This is a genomic window from Alkaliphilus serpentinus (assembly GCF_009017255.1).
Classification (GTDB): domain Bacteria; phylum Bacillota; class Clostridia; order Peptostreptococcales; family Natronincolaceae; genus Alkaliphilus_D; species Alkaliphilus_D serpentinus.
The window spans coordinates 22,359-42,174 of the sequence record NZ_WBZB01000034.1 but is presented as its reverse complement, the minus strand read 5'-3'; the positions used below and the strand labels follow the sequence as shown (position 1 = coordinate 42,174).

General features: G+C 36.0%; 21 protein-coding genes. 2 read left to right on the top strand and 19 right to left on the bottom strand.

What is annotated here, in order from left to right:
- Positions 1–221 precede the first annotated feature (221 nt).
- Positions 222–809 (top strand): hypothetical protein, encoded by a 588-nt coding sequence (locus tag F8153_RS09715; RefSeq protein WP_151866170.1) that lies wholly within the window; start codon positions 222–224, stop codon positions 807–809.
- Between the two features lie 71 nt (positions 810–880).
- Here the strand turns inward: F8153_RS09715 and F8153_RS09710 are convergent, their stop codons facing one another.
- The 11 genes from F8153_RS09710 to F8153_RS09660 form a co-directional block, all read right to left on the bottom strand.
- Positions 881–1,660 (bottom strand): ATP-binding protein, encoded by a 780-nt coding sequence (locus F8153_RS09710; protein WP_151866169.1) that lies wholly within the window; start codon positions 1,658–1,660, stop codon positions 881–883.
- 112 nt (positions 1,661–1,772) lie between these two features.
- Complete coding sequence (locus F8153_RS09705) at positions 1,773–2,135, bottom strand: zinc ribbon domain-containing protein (RefSeq protein ID WP_151866168.1); 363 nt, start codon at positions 2,133–2,135, stop codon at positions 1,773–1,775.
- 326 nt (positions 2,136–2,461) lie between these two features.
- Positions 2,462–3,808, bottom strand: coding sequence for a germination protein YpeB (gene ypeB / locus F8153_RS09700; RefSeq protein ID WP_151866167.1), 1,347 nt, complete (start codon positions 3,806–3,808; stop codon positions 2,462–2,464).
- Positions 3,809–3,820: 12 nt separating this feature from the next.
- Positions 3,821–4,504 (bottom strand): spore cortex-lytic enzyme, encoded by a 684-nt coding sequence (sleB, locus tag F8153_RS09695; RefSeq protein ID WP_151866166.1) that lies wholly within the window; start codon positions 4,502–4,504, stop codon positions 3,821–3,823.
- A gap of 287 nt (positions 4,505–4,791) precedes the next feature.
- Positions 4,792–6,126 carry a magnesium transporter gene (gene mgtE, locus F8153_RS09690; RefSeq protein ID WP_151866165.1) on the bottom strand — a complete coding sequence of 445 codons (1,335 nt, stop codon included), beginning with the start codon at positions 6,124–6,126 and terminating at the stop codon, positions 4,792–4,794.
- 137 nt (positions 6,127–6,263) lie between these two features.
- Positions 6,264–7,373, bottom strand: a complete 1,110-nt coding sequence (gene rodA, locus F8153_RS09685) for a rod shape-determining protein RodA (RefSeq protein ID WP_151866164.1) — start codon at positions 7,371–7,373, stop codon at positions 6,264–6,266.
- 343 nt (positions 7,374–7,716) lie between these two features.
- Entirely contained in the window at positions 7,717–7,965 is a 249-nt protein-coding gene (locus tag F8153_RS09680; protein ID WP_151866163.1) for an alpha/beta-type small acid-soluble spore protein, read from the bottom strand.
- A gap of 224 nt (positions 7,966–8,189) precedes the next feature.
- On the bottom strand, positions 8,190–8,897 hold the full coding sequence (locus tag F8153_RS09675) for a Crp/Fnr family transcriptional regulator (protein WP_151866162.1): 708 nt from the start codon (positions 8,895–8,897) through the stop codon (positions 8,190–8,192).
- 169 nt (positions 8,898–9,066) lie between these two features.
- Complete coding sequence (locus F8153_RS09670) at positions 9,067–9,282, bottom strand: hypothetical protein (RefSeq protein WP_151866161.1); 216 nt, start codon at positions 9,280–9,282, stop codon at positions 9,067–9,069.
- An 82-nt stretch (positions 9,283–9,364) separates the two neighbouring features.
- On the bottom strand, positions 9,365–10,300 hold the full coding sequence (locus F8153_RS09665; RefSeq protein WP_151866160.1) for an LCP family protein: 936 nt from the start codon (positions 10,298–10,300) through the stop codon (positions 9,365–9,367).
- Positions 10,301–10,391: 91 nt separating this feature from the next.
- Complete coding sequence (locus F8153_RS09660; protein ID WP_151866159.1) at positions 10,392–11,156, bottom strand: DUF1385 domain-containing protein; 765 nt, start codon at positions 11,154–11,156, stop codon at positions 10,392–10,394.
- Between the two features lie 170 nt (positions 11,157–11,326).
- Between F8153_RS09660 and F8153_RS09655 the strand changes: the two genes are divergently transcribed.
- Positions 11,327–11,887, top strand: a complete 561-nt coding sequence (locus F8153_RS09655) for a hemerythrin domain-containing protein (RefSeq protein ID WP_151866158.1) — start codon at positions 11,327–11,329, stop codon at positions 11,885–11,887.
- Positions 11,888–11,942: 55 nt separating this feature from the next.
- Here the strand turns inward: F8153_RS09655 and F8153_RS09650 are convergent, their stop codons facing one another.
- The 8 genes from F8153_RS09650 to F8153_RS09615 all read right to left on the bottom strand — a co-directional run bounded on the left by F8153_RS09650 (position 11,943) and on the right by F8153_RS09615 (position 19,769).
- On the bottom strand, positions 11,943–12,905 hold the full coding sequence (locus tag F8153_RS09650) for an acyl-CoA dehydratase activase (RefSeq protein WP_151866157.1): 963 nt from the start codon (positions 12,903–12,905) through the stop codon (positions 11,943–11,945).
- 17 nt (positions 12,906–12,922) lie between these two features.
- A complete protein-coding gene (locus F8153_RS09645) occupies positions 12,923–14,014 on the bottom strand; it encodes a 2-hydroxyacyl-CoA dehydratase (protein WP_151866156.1) in 1,092 nt (363 codons plus the stop codon).
- A 3-nt stretch (positions 14,015–14,017) separates the two neighbouring features.
- Positions 14,018–15,010, bottom strand: a complete 993-nt coding sequence (locus F8153_RS09640) for an acyl-CoA dehydratase activase-related protein (protein WP_151866155.1) — start codon at positions 15,008–15,010, stop codon at positions 14,018–14,020.
- Between the two features lie 193 nt (positions 15,011–15,203).
- Positions 15,204–16,502, bottom strand: a complete 1,299-nt coding sequence (locus F8153_RS09635; protein ID WP_151866154.1) for a CapA family protein — start codon at positions 16,500–16,502, stop codon at positions 15,204–15,206.
- 216 nt (positions 16,503–16,718) lie between these two features.
- On the bottom strand, positions 16,719–17,618 hold the full coding sequence (locus F8153_RS09630; protein WP_151866153.1) for a hypothetical protein: 900 nt from the start codon (positions 17,616–17,618) through the stop codon (positions 16,719–16,721).
- A gap of 111 nt (positions 17,619–17,729) precedes the next feature.
- Entirely contained in the window at positions 17,730–18,374 is a 645-nt protein-coding gene (pcp, locus tag F8153_RS09625; protein ID WP_151866152.1) for a pyroglutamyl-peptidase I, read from the bottom strand.
- A gap of 25 nt (positions 18,375–18,399) precedes the next feature.
- On the bottom strand, positions 18,400–18,798 hold the full coding sequence (gene ndk / locus F8153_RS09620; protein WP_151866151.1) for a nucleoside-diphosphate kinase: 399 nt from the start codon (positions 18,796–18,798) through the stop codon (positions 18,400–18,402).
- A 176-nt stretch (positions 18,799–18,974) separates the two neighbouring features.
- On the bottom strand, positions 18,975–19,769 hold the full coding sequence (locus F8153_RS09615; protein WP_151866150.1) for a PfkB family carbohydrate kinase: 795 nt from the start codon (positions 19,767–19,769) through the stop codon (positions 18,975–18,977).
- Between the last annotated feature and the right edge of the window lie 47 nt (positions 19,770–19,816).

Genomic DNA, 19,816 nt, shown 5'->3' with positions numbered 1-19,816 from the left:
ATAACCTACTTTACACTACCTGCTATTATATTTCTTTGTTATATTTTATGTAGACTCTTTGATTAACCTTAAGTTACCACATATAGTGTGTAATTACAATATTAGAATTTTATTAGTCTATTGATTATTTTGTGCTTCTTATGCAATTTTAACCAACTAAATATCACCAGTAAAACTCTACAGATACATTATGTTAATATAATATTATAGGAGGTAATATAATGGACAATAATATCATTATTTTGACAACAGGAATATTCGTTACAATTGTTTTGATAAGTTTCTATAGATATAAAAACATCCTAATATTTAATAAATATTTTTCACTAGACCTATATGAAGGATATAACTTAGATAAAATCTATCACATCAAGATAACAGGTAAAATTATCCCACAGGTTACATACCTAGACATTCCCTTTGATAGCATATCCATTAAAATTAGAACAAAGGCCATAGTTGGAGAAATACATCATAACAATATCTCAATAGAGCTCATATCCCCTAAGGATCGAAAAAGGGTGATATATCTCATTAAGAAAAGCTATATTCAAGCAGTTAAAGCCTATATGAAGGAAATTCTGAAGAATAACAAAGAAGAAATAAAACTGATTAAGCTTTCAGAAAAGCACCGACCTAAGGTTAGCAAACTAGCCTGCAACACCTGCAAACACAAGGTTCAATGCAAAATCACCTTCAATGTATGTAACTATCAAAGGGAGGCCAATGATCCTATACTGAAGAAGGGAATCATTATAGACTGCCCATCAGTAAAAGCTGGTATAAATAATCTCCATAATCATAATTAGTAAAGCCTGCATTCAAGATGCAGGCTTTTTGATTGAAACAAAGTATTCAAGATGCAGACTTCTTAATCCTATTATAATTTCTGTCCTTGAATTCCGATTTTTATTTTTGTAAGCTCCACTGCTTTACCAGATCTTCTTATGGCTGTTTCTGCTGCCATAACAATCCCTTGACAGCATGGAACCTCCATATAAGCTACTGTTACAGATTTTAGATTGTTCATCTCAATAATTTGAGTAAGCTTATCTACATAAAACTCAAGATCATCAAGCTTTGGGCATCCTACAACTACAGCTTTGTTCTTTAATAAATCTAAATGGTAGTTGGGATATGCAAAGGGTACACAATCTGCTGTAATTAGAAGGTCTGCGTTTTGAAAATAGGGTGCATTAACAGGTACAAGCTTTAACTGTACAGGCCATTGCTTTAATTGGGGTTTTATTTTAATCTCAATATCACCACTTGAAACCCCTTCAGCCGCAGTAGCTTCTGAATCCTTTGAAAAATTCATCATTCTGCTGCCTGGGCAACCGCCCCCATGGTGACTATGTCCATGATGACCTTGATGATGATTATGATTACTTTGTTGCTGAGGTGTAAAGGTTTTTCCTTGACTCTTTAGAAGCTCCTCTACAGCCTCCTCATCAAACTCGTCTGCTTCCCTTTCAACAATTTTTAAAGCATCCTCTGGACAATGTCCTAAACAAGCCCCTAATCCGTCACAGTAGATATCACTTACCAGTTTTGCTTTTCCGTCTATTATTTGAATGGCTCCTTCTGCACAATTAGGAACACATAGGCCACATCCGTTACATTTTTCCTCGTTAATCTCGATTATTTTTCTAATAGCCATTTTAACTCTCTCCTTTTTATTTTTATCTTAAGTATATATTACTGTAAAGAAGTCTATAAGTATGTGATAATTCGCACAAAAAACCGTGAAGTACATCACATTTCCGTTAAAGCTACTTTAACATTTTACCACAAAGGGGACAAAACCGTACATCATCTTCGAATTCTTCTCTGCAGCTACTACAATAGTTGATGTTTTTTATGCTCCTAATTAATTTTTCTATGCTTTCTATCTCATTTTCCATAGCTTCTATGTTATGAATTAGCTCCACCACCTCTGATCTTGATACCATATTCATTTTTCTGAATCTACTATATACATAATGTCCTAGCTCCAATAGCTTTTCTTCAATTTCTTCCTCTCTTTTCCTAATACTCATGTTTAGTTTGCTTACCTCCATCATTTGAGAGGAGAGTTTGGAAATGGATTGGGTTGTCTTGGACATTGATTTTGATATTTTATCTATAAAGGCCATCTATATTACCTCCTTTCTATATAAATATTCTCCTTGACCTTAAAGGGTGAAGGAGAAGGAAAATGAAGAATTGAGAATTAAGAGTGAAGAATTATAAAAACAAAACAAGGTTGAAGTTAAACTTTAACTTCAACCTTGTTTTAAAGTGTTTTCAATGTTTAAAGAGTTAATGTTGTAGATGAACTTTAGCAACGCATATTTCCAGACTGTTCAAAAGACCATAGATTCTAGGCGCAAGAAAAACCAGCCCCGGAGCTTATATAGTAATAAGTGAGGAGCTGGTTTTTTGAAGTAACAACGAAGATGTGGGTTTTTCAACAGTCTGATTATATTACTAATGTTCCGTCCTCTTGCTCAACCATCAATAATATCCTTACTTGGTCCCCTGTATCGGCATCTATATAGATTAGAAAGTTGTCTTCACCAAATTGAACTTTAAATTCATAGCAAAGAACTTCTTTGTTGCCATTGGTTGGAATGATGGCTAAACGAGTGCTTTCTATTTCTGCTGAACTAGATAGCCTCTCCTGGGCCTCTTCCTCAGTTAACTCAGGTTCGCCTATATTTCTGTCATGATGATTCACTAGGTATCCCTCTGTTTCAAAGCCTATGACATCTCCATTATCCAAGGCTACCTTAACCTTCATTAGGTCTGTATAGATAATTACATCCTCTTCCTTAGTAGCAAAATTGATAACCATTTCACCCTCTGCTGCCATAGCATAGGTTGCCACCATATTCTTATATCCCTGCTCTTGAAGAAATTCCTCCGCTATATCCATAGCCCTTTCTCTATCTAGCTTACTTTCCCCAATACTTCTTGGATTTAAATACCATATGATTTTACCACCAATTTTACTGACAGCCGCGGAAATCTCGCCATTATCCTCATTTCTATCTGCCCTTAAATAATAGCCATGAATTTTTGTATTTTCTATATCACCAATGATCCTAGGAGTGTCAATATCTGCCTTCTCACCAAAGGTCTCCTCAACAATCCTTATGGCATCTTCCTCTGTGATCTCTTCTCCTGTCAATTTGGGCTTTATGTCCTTCATATGGGCAGAAAAGGGGCCATCGTAGATTAGCTCAGGATAATCCTGCATTCTTTCTTCAAAATTGATAAGGTTCATATCCTTCATCTGATCACTTACTTTTTCTAAGTCTCTATTTCCTACTCTTCTTAAATCTCCAAAATTTACTCCTCCTGAAACCACCTTTTGCTGCATCTCAAACAATTCCTGAGCAAGATTGTTTGAATAATTTTGGAGTTCCTGCAGGGTATTCATTTCCTCATCAGATAAAACATAACCATCCAAAGCCTTATTGGCCATGGCAGTACAATAATCCCCTACCTGACTTAGAAACTCTTCTGTTTTACGGATGGTAGCATGATGAAAGGGAAGCTGAGTTAGCTTTTCTTGAGCTATATAAGCTTGCATATAGGTACCACTTAAGTATTTAGCCATATCTTTACTGGATCCAGAAATCATAGCCTTAGATAAGTCCACCTGTAGATTTTCAACATGCCCGATCATTTCATAAAATTCCCTCTGGAATTGCATGTCTAGGTATGTATGATAATCGATTTTCTCTCTGTATTGATAAAATCCCCAAACACCAACAATCACCAGAGCTAATAGCAATACTAAGGGTAATGTATACTTCCTCATATTTCTCCTCCTTTAATGGGCAAAAACATGCTTGCCTATTCTAAGTGTGATTTTTCTAGTCCAAATCCATCTGCTGGTGGCAGTGGCAGGATTCCAGAAATAAATAGCGCCTCCAGTAGGATCCCATCCATTTAAGGCATCTCTGGCAGCCCTAAAGGCTTCATCATTGGGTGCTTGATTTATGGCTCCATTTTTTGTTGGTTCAAAGGCACAGGGCTGATAAACTACTCCTGCCATTGTATTTGGAAAGGCTGCATTCCTAATTCGATTCAGAATAACTGCACCAACTGCCACCTTTCCCTCATAGGGCTCTCCTTTAGCCTCGGCATGGATCGTTCGGGCCAATAGGTTGATATCATCGCTTCTAGAAACCCCTCCGCCGGTTGGTGTGGTAGGTGCTGGGGTTTGTCTAGCCATTCCCAAGGCTGCCCTTGTTTGAGGCCCAACCACGCCATCAGGACTTAAGCCATTGGCTCTTTGAAAGGCTATTACTGCTTCGTAGGTTTGCTGTCCATAAATACTACTAATAGGTCCATCATAATAACCCCATCTTTGTAATCTGGTTTGCAGTTCTCTAACCTCATTGCCTCTTGAGCCCCAAGCTAGGTTCTGGGCCTTTATTCCATTGAAAACCATACTAATGCTTATAAAAAACACCAGTATAATGATTGCTACTGTAAAACCCTTTCTTTTCATCTAATAACCTCCCATTACTTAATAGATAGAATCAATAAAGTTAATCATATTTTTATCTTTAATGGGTGAATTTATCCATGAAAAAAACAGATGCTTTAAACAACATCTGTTTTATGGGTTGATACTTTTTATAAAATTGAATGTTAAATAACAATTTACATAATTGAAGAATGAAGAACTTAGAATGTAGAATGTACGTAGAAATTCTGAACTAAATTTCTATTTCATACTTTAATTATCAGTAATTCCTTTAAATAATTAGTTCTTAATTCTTAATTGTTTTTAAATTACAATCCCAAAAGGACGCTGGCGACATTAAAATATACCACCAAGGCAAGGGCATCGACGATGGTTGTGATTAATGGACCTGCCATGATGGCGGGGTCAAGATTCAGCTTTTTAGCAACTATAGGGAGGGTTCCTCCAACTGCCTTGGCCATTACAACGGTTACTCCTAAGGTAAAAGAAACAATAAAGGCTATAGTCACATCACTTCTTACCAATATCAACATTCTTAGCATATTTGCAAGGGCTAGGGTGAAGCCTACAACAACACTAACCCTAAGCTCCTTCCATAAAACCTTCAGATAATCAGTAAGCTCTACTTCTCCAAGGGCTATCCCCCTTATGATCAGTGTAGAGGATTGAGAACCTGCATTACCAGCAGTGTTCATAAGTAGAGGCATAGCAGCAGCCAGCACTACAAAGGATTGCAATATATTTTCAAATCGAGTAATGACAGTGCCCGTTAAGGTAGCAGCGATCATCAGGATCATCAGCCATAAAATTCTTTTCCGGGCCAGTGCAAATACTCCAGTTCTTAGGTACTCCTCTTCATTGGGAGACATAGCCGCCATCTTTTGAAAGTCTTCAGTGTTTTCTCGATCTATAACATCTACGATATCATCAATGGTTATAATTCCTACAAGACGATTCTCTGTATCTACTACTGGAATTGTGATTAAGTCGTATTTTTTGAAAAGAGATGCTACCTCTTCTTGATCATCAAGGGTTGAAACAGAAACAATATCCTGATTCATTATATCTGAAATTAATAATTTTTCATCGTATAATACCAGTTTTCTTAATGATACGATTCCTTCCAGCTTACGCTTATCATTAATAACATAGCAGGTGTAAATAGTCTCCTTATCTACTCCCGTTTTTTTAATATGAACTAATGCATCCTTTACCGTCATTTCCTTCTTTAAATCCACATACTCTATGGTCATTAGACTGCCGGCAGAATTTTCTGGGTAATTAAGAAATTGGTTGATAAGCTTTCTTTCTTCTTCCGTTACATTTCTTAATATTTTCTTAACTACATTAGAAGGCATTTCCTCCAAAAAGTCTATCATATCGTCGAAAAATAGCTCCTCTATAATTTCGTTCAGCTTTGTTTCATGAATTGCCTCAACAATATCCTTTTGTAAATGAGATGATAGAAAAGAAAAGACATCTGTTGCAAGATCCTTTGGAAGTAATCTAAAAACAATGATGCCGTCCTTTTTATCAAGCTCATCAATAATTTCAGCAAGGTCAACAGCCATCATATCCTTAAGTTCTTCCCTAAGGACTGAGAACTTTCTCTCGGCTATTAGCTCAAAAACTCTTTCATACATTATACTCACCCCTCTAAAATATAAAAATTACAAGAGGAATACTCCAGTTGTGGTGGTAGTATTCTTCCTCTGTTCTTCTGTGCTTTTACCAATCCGCTGGGGGAAGGAATCCAATTCCACCACCTCCTTTAAATGTATTAAAAGTTAATTTTATCTCGTCGCATATTGACGTTTAAGATTAAGCCGATTGCCATCATATTGGCTAGCATAAAAGTACCCCCATAGCTAACTAAAGGCAAGGGTTTACCAGTTACCGGCATTAGTCCTATGGTCATGGCAATATTGGCGAAAATATGAAAGGCCAGCATAAAGGTATTCCCTATAACAAGGTATGCACCAAAATCATCCTTTGCTTCTCTGGCAATAGCAATGCATCTAAATAACATGATTGCATATAGTAATATCAACACTGCCACCCCAATAAACCCTAATTCTTCTGCTATAACGGAAAAAATAAAATCGTTGTGTCTTTCCGGCAGAAAGCCGTACTGAGTCTGACTTCCCTTAAATAGACCTTTTCCAAAAATCATACCAGAACCAACAGCAAGCTTTGACTGTAGAATATGGTAACCGCTTCCCATAGGATCCATTTCTGGATTCATAAATACCAAAATTCTCGTTCTCTGATAGTCCTCAAGTCCCATCCATATAAAGGGTAGGCTAATAATGCCCAACAAACCGCTTATTAAAATATGCTTATACCTTAGACCTGCAACAAAGAGCATACCAAAGGAAAAAAACGCAAAGGCCATTGTTGTTCCGAGATCTGGCTGAATCAATATCATCACCATCGGCACTGCCACAAAGGCTCCAATTTTTAGAATTGTTGATACCTGGTGGATGGTATCCTTATTATCCACAATAATCTTGGCAAGGCATATTATAATTCCTATTTTAACGAAATCTGCCGGTTGAAACTGAAAGCCTGCAATTCTTAACCAACGATTAGCTCCCCAGGTTTCTTTACCCTTACCAAAAATAAGCACCGCCAGCAACAGTCCATTACAAAGAATATAAATTGGTATATAAAACCTTGCAAAGGTATTGTAATCAAAAAACATGATGAAAATAATGGCAATGATTCCTAAAATAATGGATGATATCTGAGTCTTAATAAAGCCTTGGCTACCCCCTACATAATTATGGGTTGCACTACCGATCATTAATACACCAATCACACATATTAAAGCTATAACAACGATTAATGTAAAATCTATTTTTTTAATCAATCTTCCATCAATCTTCATAGGAGTCCACCTCACTTATATACCCAACTACAGAGAAATAAATAGTTTTTCATGCATTAACTAAAAAACACCATTACAGATAATGGTGGGAGGATATACTAAATATGGCAAATAATAATATTCATTTATCATTATATTCACCTAATAAGTATCCTTACAACCCCCATCTTTAATAGGAATTTCAAAAAACCTTTATGCAGTAAAAAACATCCTTAACATTATTAGTTTACTTTAATTTATACCCCTTTGCAACCCTATTATTATTTCTAGTTATAGCCATAAATTCTTTCTAAAAAATAAAAGCGAAGCTTTACGCTTCGCTTTTATTTTTGGTGTAGGTTAATTATCTACCCATATTTCTTTCAGCATACTCTACTAAACGCTTAGTAATTGTTCCACCTACATAACCATTTTGTCTTGAAGATAAGTTACCTTTGTCGATTCCATCGTAGTTAGAAATACCCAATTCACTTGCTATCTCTATTTTCATTTGATTTAGTGCTTGTCGAGCTTCGGGAACTACGATAGTGTTTCTACCTGTTCTGTTTACATTAGTAGTTGTTCCTGTTTGACTAGTTGCATTAGGATTCATTTAACGTTCCTCCCTCAATTTTTTTTTTTTTGTAGCTGTCGTTAGCTACACTAGTATTATTTGTAGTAATGAGGGTTTTACACATTGTAATTTTTACTACACATTTCAATTTTTTAATGACTTTACACATTATGGTTTAGATGTAAAACTATAATCGAAATTAAATATTACTGCTATCTATCTGGTATTTTCAAAAAAAATTTTGTTTTATTAGCAAAAAATCATTATATATAGTCCTTTAGAGTTTCAATACTATTGATGATAATGGTTTTGCTTCCAACTAAGGTTATTACTCCGTGATCCTGTAACAAACTCAGCTTCCTGCTTATTGTTTCCCTTGTAACACCTATAAAATTGGCCATATCTTCCCTAGTTAATGGTATATTGATTTCAACGGAATTTTCTCTTTCATGACCAAATTCTTTAGATAGATCCAGGAGCATTTGGGCTATTCGAGATTCCACTTCCTTTGTTCCAAGGCTCTGAACTAACTTTTCTAATTTTAATAGCCTACTTCCTACGTTTTCCAACAGCTTAATGGAAATACTATGACTAGAATCTAGAAGCTGCAAAAAATCGTTTCTTCTTATAAGACAGATCTCCACATCTTCTATAGTCTCAACATTATAATTTGCTTCTTCTGCCTTAATAAGGCAAAGCTCTCCAACAAAATCTCCTACACTTAATATGTATAATATTTGTTCTTTACCCTCTCGAGTATATTTAAACACCTTTATTTTTCCCTGATTTATTATATATAACCCTTCAATTATATCCCCTTGTAAAAAAATCATTTCTCCCTTACTATAGCTTCTTCTATTGATTAACTCAGTTATTCTACTCTGTTCTTTTGAATCTAAACCAGCAAATAAAGGAACCTTACTAGTACATCTTCCATGAAGACAGCTTTCACAATTGCATACACTTTTCACCTTTAATCCTCCCTCATTTATTTCACTTTATTAATTCTCTTTAATTATTCATTATTATTCTATCATTCTCTATAGAAAATTTCACTTTTTTAAAAGCTAATTGGATATTCAGCAAAAAAATAACCAGAGATCATCTGGTTATCAATAATTTCAAACTTAATTTTAAAGACTAAAACTTAAAGGATCCTGTTCCTCCCAGTAATACGATAAATAGGACAAACACTAGGATTAGATTCTCATCTAACTTGCCCCAGAAGGTGCCTGCGTTTCCAAATAAAAATATTAATACAATGATAAGTATAAGCCAGCTGTTATTTCCCTTGCCAAAGCTTCCAAAATTACCTAAGAATGAGCTTAGAAAATCATTTTTCTTAACCTCTGTCATTCTATATTCACTCCCTTTTTATAATATAAAGACCTTTATTGATATAATATGAAGGGAGTTCAATAATGTGATAACTATTTTACTAATTTTCTTCACTTACCAGATAAATATCCTTTATTAATTCTTGTAACTTTCCTTGATGGATTACATAGTATCCCTCTTGGGTCATGTAGCCAGGTAGTATATGGGAATGAATACTTTCCTTGGTCATAGTAGCTACTGCAGTAGACAGTTTTGCAATCTCTGATACAGATAAGCTGGTATCAACATGTCTAATTGCCGTTGTAAAAACCACCGGCAGCTTATAGGAGAAGGATTGGTTTATTGCCTCCTTCATAAAGCTTTGTATTTCCTTTAGTCTGCCGACATCATCCCCACGACTATAGACATCTCCTTCGTTTCCTTTAATATATCGAATATATTTTAAGCTATCTCTCCCATTTAACTTATGGGTTCCTGGCTTAAAGTCAATCACCAAAGCCTGATAGGGATCCTCATATCGCATAGGTTCCTTTATGGTTACAGTAACACCGCCAATAGAGTCTATAATACTCTCAAAGCCTTTATAGTCAACGACAATGTGATGATCTATTTTAACATTCTCTAGAAGATCAGCCACGGCTCCCTTTAAGCCTGCAATTTGAGCACTTCCATAAACATCCTTTAATTTATCAATATTGCTATGGTTTCCACCCTTTAATCTATAGTGGGTATCTCTAGGTAAAGTAAAGACATCCACTTTGTTTTTATCTAAATTATAGGAGGCAAAAATAATGATATCCGTTTGATTTTTTTCAACACCTGCAATGACAAAGTTTATAATCTCATCCTCCGTTGGTGTGACAGGCTGATTACTAATTTGATTATCTTCTTCTTTGATATTGTTATGGACTTTTACATTTTCTTGACTAGGGCCTCCATCTCCAGATAACGCGGTATAACTTATAAAGGCTGATAAGAAAGCCAAGGTTATACAAGCAGTTATAAATATTAAGGCTTTAACGAATCCCTTTTTCATATGTATCTCCCCTTCAGTAGACTCTAAAAAAAGCAAATTATCATTTTTATTATACCATAGGAAGTCGATTTTTGTATTACAAAAAAAAGAGCTATTTAGCTCCTTTTAACATCTCTTGTTGATAAATTCTATGGGCACTATATAGCTTATTAAAGCCAATTATGGCAGTTTGAATTTCCTCACATCGGGGTTCCCATACAGTAATCCTTTGAAAAAAATTAATATATTTGTCCCATTTCCTATTTTTAAGTTGAATAAGCCTCCTATTGATGAATATGGCCATCACAAACAACAATAGGGTAATAAGTAACGAATCAATTTCAAGAAGGAACATAAGGGAGTAAAGGATTATAAAAACACTTACTAAATTGGTTCCACAGCGTTTGTTAAACCTAGAAGAGCTGGTAACTAGCTCCTCAGTTATGATTCCATGGTTTATATAACAATTGATGACCTTGTGCTCTGCACCATGATAGCGTAGTAGCCTTGCTATTTTCCTTCCAAACAATAATACCATAAATATGGAGGGGATAATGAAGTACCACTTGTTTACCTCTGTACTTAAAGTTGACGGTATTTGTAGAATACCCTCCAATGAGTAAAATAGAATCGTGAATAGGATTAAACACTTCATCTTTATATCAAAAACCATCCACTGATAATGCAAAATAGAAAGGAACTTGAATAATTTGAATTTCTCCAATCTTTTTAACCATCTGGGGGTCAATATCCAATTAATTTTAAGCTTCCTTTGATTATTTTTTAGTATGGTCTTTACCTTAAAGGTATCTCCAAAAAAGGTTACTCCATTTATGTGGGCAAAGCCGCCAATTTTCATTAGTATCCCATCCCTCATTTTATTATACCTTCACAATACATAATTATAGCAAATTACTACATTTAAAGGTATGTAATTTCATTTACTTTTTAATTATATGCCATATATAAAAATTGTATAAGTTCTAAAATATTCTTTATTTATTTTGAGTAGGGGTATAATAATGTTAAATAGGAGGTGCCTTATATATGAGCTCTATAAATGTATTGGTTGATGAGCATAAGAAAATACTACGTATGCTGAAGGTTGTTAGAACATTATCCCTACATACCTTTAATACCAAGGAAGTATATGATCAAGATTTCTATCTGGCAATAGACTTTATAAGAAATTATGCCGATAAGTTTCATCATGGCAAAGAAGAGGATATTTTATTTGACTACATGTCCTCAGAACTGGGCCAAGCTATTAAAATAGGACCTATTTATGGTATGCTGGCGGAGCATGACTTAGGCCGTTTATTTATCAAAAGCCTAGAGGATGCCCTTAAGGCTGCTGAAGCTGGTAATGAAGAGGCTAAAGTAGATATAGTAGCAAACGCCATTTGTTACACCGACCTACTCCATAGGCATATTGATAAGGAGGATAATGCCATCTTCACCTTTGCAGCATCAAAGCTTTCTAAGGAGAGTCTTGATAAAATGAATAAGGATTTTGAAGCTGCAAGGGATCGGTTAAAAAGCGATGAGGTGGAGAAAAAATACACCTCCATACTGGAAGACTTAGAAAACTACGTAAACAAGCTGTGATTATTTTGACTATCAAAGAAGGTAGATATTATTAAATATCTACCTCCTTTATATTTTACAGGCTATTAGCCCACTTTCCACAGCGGTCTCCCCACATGGCAACCACTTGTTTTTCCATTTCAACCTTTATAACTTCACATTTATTTGAACAGCCTCCGCATTCAAAGGCTGATGGTTCGAAGCTTAAATCAGTAGCCTCGAAGCCTCTAAATTTTGTTGGGCAATTGGATTCTTCAACATACTCTCTGGCCAGTATTGCTGCTCCTATGGCACCCATGATATTGTGATGCTTTGGTATAATTACCTCATGGTTAATTTCCTTTTCAAAGGCGGATTTTATACCCTTATTGGCTGCAACTCCTCCTTGGAATACAAAGGGAGCCTCTAGTTTCTTACCTCGGCCAAGATTATTAATATAGTTTCTCACCAAGGCCTCACAAAGCCCTTTTATGATTTCTGCCTTTGAAAACCCAAACTGCTGCTTAGCAATCATATCTGATTCAGCAAATACAGTACACCTTCCTGCAATCCTTACGTCTCTTTCTGCTGTGAGGGCTAAATCACCAAACTCCTCAATAGGGATTCCCAAACGCTCTGACTGATGATCTAAAAAGGATCCTGTTCCAGCTGCACATACTGTATTCATGGCAAAATCCACAACCATTTGGTTTTCTATTATGATAATTTTTGAATCTTGTCCACCTATTTCAAATATGGTTTTTACATCAGGTACAACATGGGCAGTAGCTGTAGCGTGGGCAGTAATTTCATTTTTGATAACATCTGCACCAACCATTGTGCCTATTAGCTGACGTCCACTACCAGTACTTCCTACACCCCTAATCCTTCCATCCTTAGGAAAGGCTTTATGTAATTCCTTTATCCCCTTCTTAACGGATTCTAATGGTTGTCCATTGGTTCGAGTATAGGCACTATAAAATACTTCCCCCTCTTTATCTATTAAAACAATATTGGTGCTGACGGATCCTACGTCTATCCCAAGAAAGAATTCCTTCACCTATTTCATCCTCCAAATCATGATATTTTTTTCATCCTCTTACCTCGGATTAAATCTATAAATGCCTCTACTCTAGTTAAGTTATTTGCTGTTCCTGTTTGTTCATCAATGGATAGGGTTAATACCGGTATATCATACTGTTGAGAGATTTTGGGGATAATGCTTTGAGACACCAGCTCAGGTAGACATCCGAAGGGCATTAAATGAATTACCCCATCAAAGCCCCTTTCACCATAGTCGGCAATATGACCAACCGTCTGCTTGGCATGACCTCCAATATTGATGGGTATGAAGGGCTCCCCTGCTTTTATGATGTCAACCTCATGAGTTTTGTTGATGAAGCTGGGTAGTGCATTATAGGCAACCCATTGAGATAGATATTGAGACCTTTCTACCTCTGCACCCATGTTCCCCAAAAGCTCCTCCATTTTCATATTTATTGAGGCTTCCATAACAACATAAATTTCGCCAACAATTCCAATCCTCAGTTTTCGATCTTCCTTCACCTCATAGGTTTTTATGTCAGCTAGTCTTTTCCTTCCTTTATCATAGGCAGCCATAACCTGGACCTTATTTCTTACTGTATCAAAATCCTTTTGAATGCTTTCCCATACCTTCGTGGTTTCTCCTCTTTTTACTTCATAGGCCCTAATACGCTGAACTTCCTTTTCAAGAATATCCAACTTATTGATCATTAAATAAACCAACCATAAGGATTTTATAACCTTGAGCCAAGAGTTTTTATCCTTAAGCTTTTTAATATTTGAATAGAACTGTTTAAAGTCTCTAAACATGGAATTAAAGACAATAAAATCTACTGTATGGCCCTTTTCCTCTAGAATACGTCTATGGACCTGCTCATAAAAACCTGCCCTACATGGGCCATGTCCACCGGAGGTTACTAATACCTCAGCTCCTGCTTCAAGGGCTTCAATATAGCTCCCCATAATTACTTTCAGGGGAAAGCAGGCAAACTCTGGGCTATATTTCACTCCAAGGTTTATTGTACGCTGACTAGGCTTTGGTGGCATAATAACCTCATGTCCCAGCAGCTCCAGTAGCTTTTTATAAACGATGGTGGTGCCCATGTATGGAAATGATACCTTCATTAGCTATGCACCTCTTCTTGTTTTCATTTTTTTTCTTTTTATCATATCAACAAAGGCTTCTATCCTTGTTTGTAGATGGTTTTCGCCAGAATGCTCATCCACTCTAATGGTCATAAAGGGCTTTGCATAGTTGGTTGAATCGATTTCCAAAAGCTTACCGAGCATAGAATCTGGGCCACAACCAAAGGCAGTTACATGGATTACTCCATCAATCTCCTCATCCTCGTAAAAGGAGTATCCGGCTGCTAAAAGTTTGTCGCTAAAGGTCCAGAAAAGATTTTTTGACATTTTTTTAAGCTGTTTATTTAAATCCTTCTCCTCCATCATCTCAAAGGTCTTTATACTAACATCCATACTTTGAAGCTTCTTTACTAAATCCATACTAATGTATGGATCATATAAATTGTAAACGTATCCTAGAACCCCAATTTTTACAGGATTTCTGTTAGTGGCTGTTATGTGATTTTCTGGCTTGTTTAATATCATATCAGCGGCTTCTTGGGCTGTATGACCCCTTAAGGAGGAGTTTCTAAATTCCAACCAAACCTTTTCAGCTTTCCCTAAAGCCAGTTTATTGGCCTTTGGAGAGACACCAAACCTTTCTTCCATAAATTTAAAGTTTTTATATTCTGCTATGTTATCATTTTGTGCGTGAATCATCGGGATTAGCATTTTGTCTTCTACTCCATCAAAGGAGTGTCTAATCATATCTGGTAAGCCCATAAATTTAGGGCAAAAATATTGACCCTTTAATATAGACACAAATCTGGGTGCATAGATATAATCTACCCCCATATCTAATAGCTTTATAAAATGTCCTATATATGCCTTTACTGGCACACATAGCTCTGGTACTGAGTTTTTCACTCCCAAATCGATAATTTCCTTTGAAGTATCTGGGGTAGTTACAACCTCTATTCCCAATTCTTCAAAATAAATTTTCCATAGGGGATAATAATAAAAATACAACAAACTCCTTGGTATTCCGATCTTCACCCTGCTAACCTCCATTAATAGGTATTTTCTTTATTGTCTATCTTATTTGATGGCAAAATTGCCATATCCTATGTGTAAGAATATATAGATATTCCACATAAAATTTCTTAATCCTCCAATTACAAAAGTTAAATTTTTATAATGAATCTGGCAATTTAATGGCATTTATTGTATCTGAAACTTGTATTCATCACTAGCTATTAATTATATTAGCAATTTTTATAAATATTTCTGATTCTATTAAATCTCTTGTTGCCCTCTGAGAGTTTGTTGCCCGATTTAATTCTTCCTGAGATAATGCATAATCATTGGCTCCAATTATGACTTCAGGAAGGGGTAATATTTCATATACGGGTTTCCCCTTACTATAGTATTTATGAACCCATGTAGGTGTATAGGTTAGTTCTTTTAACCTAATGTCCTGGGTAGTGATGTTCTTAGATAGAGTTACGTTAACAATTATTCCATCCTCAGTTCTAGGATTTCCAATGGTTTCTAGCCTCTGGTTGGATATGAAATTCCCCATTGAATAGACCACCACCGTTTCATGTTCTCCATCTTGGGTTTTAATAATTTCAATTGGTTGAATTACATGGGGATGACTTCCAAATAGGATATCTACGCCATAATTGGCAAGCTCTTTGGCAATCTCCCTCTGATAATGGCTTGGCCTTTGATGGTATTCATGACCCCAATGGATGTAGAATACAATTATTTCTGCACCCCTTTCCTTTAGGATCTCTATCCTCTCCTTCATTAAAGGCAAATCCTCCTGTAACCTCTCATAGCTAAAGGTATCAATCAAGGCTTCGGCTTCACTAGAAAGTAGGATACCATTAATGGCTGGTCGCCCTCCAACCATTGGAGTTTCATAGGTATAGGCTGTTAAACCAACCTTTATCCCCTTGATATCTATTATGGCAAAGCCTTCCTCGTCAGCAGTTCTTCTAGTACCAAAGGTTAATAAATTCCTTTCCTTTAAAACTTCAACAGTTCTTATGATACCCTTTTCTCCTGTATCATAGGTATGATTATTTGCAGTGGCCAAGCCATCAAAGCCAGCAGACTTAAGGGCATCTGCAAGGGCATCAGGAGTATTAAAGGCTGGATATCCTGCATATTCCACCTCCGGCCCCCTAAAGGTTGTCTCTAAATTCCCCAGGGCAAGGTCTGCTTCTCTAAGATAGGGTGCAACATACTGAAAGTTGTTGTGAAAATCATAGTTGCCAGTTATAGGATTAAACTGAGCCGGGATTTGGGGACTATGGACCATAATGTCCCCTACACCGCTAATTTGTATTTCAATGGTTTCGGGGGGATTGTATACCCTTGGCTCCCTTATTTCTTCAGGCTTTTCTGGTTTTTCCAACTCTTCTACTGATATCTGTGGATTATCTGTAGGAATTCTTTCTTCTTGTCTCCACCAGATATACAAAGAAGCAAAGGCTATAATCAAGGTTAATGACAATATTGCCAACCTACTCTTCTTCATATGACAGTCTCCTTATGGTATGATTTATCTGACTGTTATATCATAGTTGGTAAATTTTAACCACAATGGCTACTTTATCTATATTTTTTCCAGCATCATCTAATAGCCGCCTGAAAAACACCCCTTCATTTAAAGTCTTTATAATGTACCACTATAATAGACGAAATTTTTATCAAAAAGTCTTCAAAAAAAAATCCCTATTGGGATTTTTTTATATTAAATTGCCTTTGGCTTTGTATGTCTTAAGGTTCCGATGGTTTTTTCAAGGGCTTCCTTTATCTCCTGTAGAGTAATTAGCTTGTCGGTGGCTTCCTGCTGATCTATTCGATCTATGATGGTTTGAAGGTCAACTTCAGCATAATATAATGCCTTTTTATGAATTTCAGACATCTTATCCTTATAAAGACTTATGATTCTTAACTCTCTTCGATCTTTGGTATGAATCAGCCATTTGATTCCATAGTAGGATCCAAAGCCCAATAAAATTGTAAATAGAATCCCCGATAAATAGCTTTTCTTATTTCCTTTAAGCCTTCCGATACCCATAATTCCCGTAATTAGTCCTAAGGGACCTAGTCCTCTAAAGGAACCCGAAAAATATAGGGCAGTTAGGGGAATTCCAATTGCAGAAGCCTTTGCCAAGGTGGACTTCACGAGGCTTCTTTTCGGTCCTTCTCCTTCATGATAAAAGTCTTCATCCTTTTTTAATTCCTCTTCTATAAATTGAAGCTGTTCCCTTGTTATCTCAAATAAAATAATCATCTCATCAAGGAGCTGGTTTTCTTCTTTGGTTTCGACATAATCCGCTTCTTTAATAATTAGTAAGTCCTTTATTAAAGAAAACCTTAGAATATTCCTTTCTTGATCTGATAAGTCCGTTAATACCGAATTAGCCAATAGCTTTATATTCTCCTTGTTTTCAGAAAAAATAAAATCAATCAGATTTTCCCTCTTTCCTGAGGGAAGCTTGATATTTGCTATAAGTCTATAAAAGGCAGCCATTTTTAATTGATTGATTTCTCCATCTACGATAACCATCAAGGAAAGTAGCTTACAGTAGTCTAATTTTATTTTAGATGGTAGCTTTTCTAATGGTCTTATAGTTAGTTTTCCCATACCTTCACCCCTTATATCACACTATATGTTTATAGTTTTCTTTTATCCCATTTATACTTTACTAATCATTTTTTAATGTAGGCAACTTAGTTTAAATATTAGAGTTTTTTATTAGTCTAGCTTACCCCCCTCAATTTTTAGATCACCCTTTGAGTAATGGCAGGCAGCCGAGATAGCCAGTGTTATTCCCTTAGCGATGGCCTTCAGTTCCATAGCTGGCATACCCTCCTTGTTTATAACTTGCTGAGGAATAAAGGGGATATGAATGAATCCTCCTTTTATGGGTAGCTTTTCTGTGGCGATATGATGAAGGAGCCCGTACATTAGATGATTACATACAAAGGTGCCTGCAGTATTTGATACGGTTGCTAAAATATTATGCTGTGAAATTTCATGAACTATCGCCTTTATAGGTAGAGTTGAAAAATAGGCAACAGGCCCTTCCTTATATATAGCCTCATCAATTGGCTGATTACCTTCATTATCAGGAATTCTAGCATCATTTATATTGATTGCAACCCGTTCAATGGAGATTTCTTTTCTTCCTCCAGCTTGACCTATAGCTATAACGATATCAGGCTTGATCTCAGATATTTTCTCATAAATCACCTTCAAGGAGCTATAAAAAACTGTCGGAATCTGTTGCTTTACGATTTCAATATCCTCTAGTTTATCTGGTAATAGCTTCAACACCTCAGTAGCTGGATTTAACGCTTCACCACCAAAAGGATCAAAGCCTGTTACTAATACCTTCATCACGGAGTCCCCCTTTTTTATACTGTTAGTTAAACCATATTTTCATTTCTCTTTCTGCTGAAGCCTCTCCATCAGAGGCATGGATAATATTCCTTCTTATACTGTTGCCATAATCTCCCCTTATGGTACCGGGGGTGGCCTTTATTGGATCCTTGTCTCCAATCATAGTCCTAGCCATTTTAATTACATTATTCCCCTCGATTACGAAGGCAACAATGGGTCCTTCCATTATGTAGTCTAGAAGCTCTTGGTAAAAAATCTTTCCTACATGCTCTTTATAATGTTCCTTTATCATTTCTATAGTAGGGGTTAAGAGCCTAAGGTTTGTAATTCCAACGTCTCGCCGTTCAAATCTCTGAAGGATTTCTCCAACCAAACCCCTTTTAACTCCATCAGGCTTGATTAATATCAGGGTTTTCTCCATATCATCCCTCCTCTAATAATTGAATATTCTATCCATAATAAGGAAATTTATGTAGTCAATTAGCTCTTTACTCTTCATTCTTAATTCTTAATTTTAAATTCTTCATTCTTCATTCTTCATTCTATACTTATTACTTATTACCTATTACTTATTACCTATTACCTATTACCTATTACTTAACACTTTAATCCATTTCCACCGTATTGACCACAGGCTTCAGCTGCCCACCTGCTACCAATTTCCATAGCTCCTGCTATGCTACCTCCCTTAAGGATTTCTGAGATATATCCTGCTATGTAGCTATCACCAGCCCCTAAGGTATCTAAAACTTTACATTTTACAGCACTACATTCATATATTCTCTCACCATCATAGACTCTACTTCCTAATTCCCCCAACAAAAAGACAATCTGCTTTCCACCTGCGGCATACCCTTCCTTCATTAGACTTATTTCATTATCTCCAAAGGTCTTACTTGAAAAAAAAGCATAATCCACCCACTGTACGGCATCCATTATTAATTTTTTATTTCTAAGGATAGAAAAATCAAAGGATGTGCTTCCTTTCCCTTTCATATCCTTTAATTGAGAAATCAAACCACCCATAATGGAAGAGTGAATATGGTCTTGGCCCTTAAGAAATGAAATTTGATGGTTATTTAATCGAAAATCCTCCAGAACCCCCAGCTGTAGCCCTTTAAATATCCGTTCTCCATCCTGTAACTCTACTGTTGATATAGGGCTTCTACCCTTCACTATGCTTATATGATTGGTTTCTATATTGTATTCCTCCAATGCCTTTAGGAGTTTTTCTCCATCTGTATCGGTGGCAACAGGACCTACAAAGCTAAGATTATAGTCTACCTTCCTTTGAAGACTTATAATAAAATTCAAGGCATTGCCCCCTAAGAATCTGTTATTTAAATTGGTGTAATCATCAATCATATAATCTCCAACAGCAGCTATTTTCACAACACCAGCTCCTTATGGTCTATAGTCAATTGCTATTTTTTTGTTAG

What these genes read in the sequence shown, in the direction of transcription:
- F8153_RS09645 (WP_151866156.1), bottom strand. Translation starts at nt 14,014, where the DNA reads ATGAAGGTATCATTTCCATACATGGGCACCACCATCGTTTATAAAAAG.
- F8153_RS09710 (WP_151866169.1), bottom strand. Translation starts at nt 1,660, where the DNA reads ATGGCTATTAGAAAAATAATCGAGATTAACGAGGAAAAATGTAACGGA.
- F8153_RS09660 (WP_151866159.1), bottom strand. Translation starts at nt 11,156, where the DNA reads ATGAGGGATGGGATACTAATGAAAATTGGCGGCTTTGCCCACATAAAT.
- F8153_RS09705 (WP_151866168.1), bottom strand. Translation starts at nt 2,135, where the DNA reads ATGGCCTTTATAGATAAAATATCAAAATCAATGTCCAAGACAACCCAA.
- sleB (WP_151866166.1), bottom strand. Translation starts at nt 4,504, where the DNA reads ATGAAAAGAAAGGGTTTTACAGTAGCAATCATTATACTGGTGTTTTTT.
- ndk (WP_151866151.1), bottom strand. Translation starts at nt 18,798, where the DNA reads ATGGAGAAAACCCTGATATTAATCAAGCCTGATGGAGTTAAAAGGGGT.
- F8153_RS09635 (WP_151866154.1), bottom strand. Translation starts at nt 16,502, where the DNA reads ATGAAGAAGAGTAGGTTGGCAATATTGTCATTAACCTTGATTATAGCC.
- pcp (WP_151866152.1), bottom strand. Translation starts at nt 18,374, where the DNA reads ATGAAGGTATTAGTAACAGGCTTTGATCCTTTTGGTGGTGAAGCGTTA.
- rodA (WP_151866164.1), bottom strand. Translation starts at nt 7,373, where the DNA reads ATGAAGATTGATGGAAGATTGATTAAAAAAATAGATTTTACATTAATC.
- F8153_RS09665 (WP_151866160.1), bottom strand. Translation starts at nt 10,300, where the DNA reads ATGAAAAAGGGATTCGTTAAAGCCTTAATATTTATAACTGCTTGTATA.
- F8153_RS09630 (WP_151866153.1), bottom strand. Translation starts at nt 17,618, where the DNA reads ATGGGAAAACTAACTATAAGACCATTAGAAAAGCTACCATCTAAAATA.
- mgtE (WP_151866165.1), bottom strand. Translation starts at nt 6,126, where the DNA reads ATGTATGAAAGAGTTTTTGAGCTAATAGCCGAGAGAAAGTTCTCAGTC.
- ypeB (WP_151866167.1), bottom strand. Translation starts at nt 3,808, where the DNA reads ATGAGGAAGTATACATTACCCTTAGTATTGCTATTAGCTCTGGTGATT.
- F8153_RS09670 (WP_151866161.1), bottom strand. Translation starts at nt 9,282, where the DNA reads ATGACAGAGGTTAAGAAAAATGATTTTCTAAGCTCATTCTTAGGTAAT.
- F8153_RS09715 (WP_151866170.1), top strand. Translation starts at nt 222, where the DNA reads ATGGACAATAATATCATTATTTTGACAACAGGAATATTCGTTACAATT.
- F8153_RS09655 (WP_151866158.1), top strand. Translation starts at nt 11,327, where the DNA reads ATGAGCTCTATAAATGTATTGGTTGATGAGCATAAGAAAATACTACGT.
- F8153_RS09680 (WP_151866163.1), bottom strand. Translation starts at nt 7,965, where the DNA reads ATGAATCCTAATGCAACTAGTCAAACAGGAACAACTACTAATGTAAAC.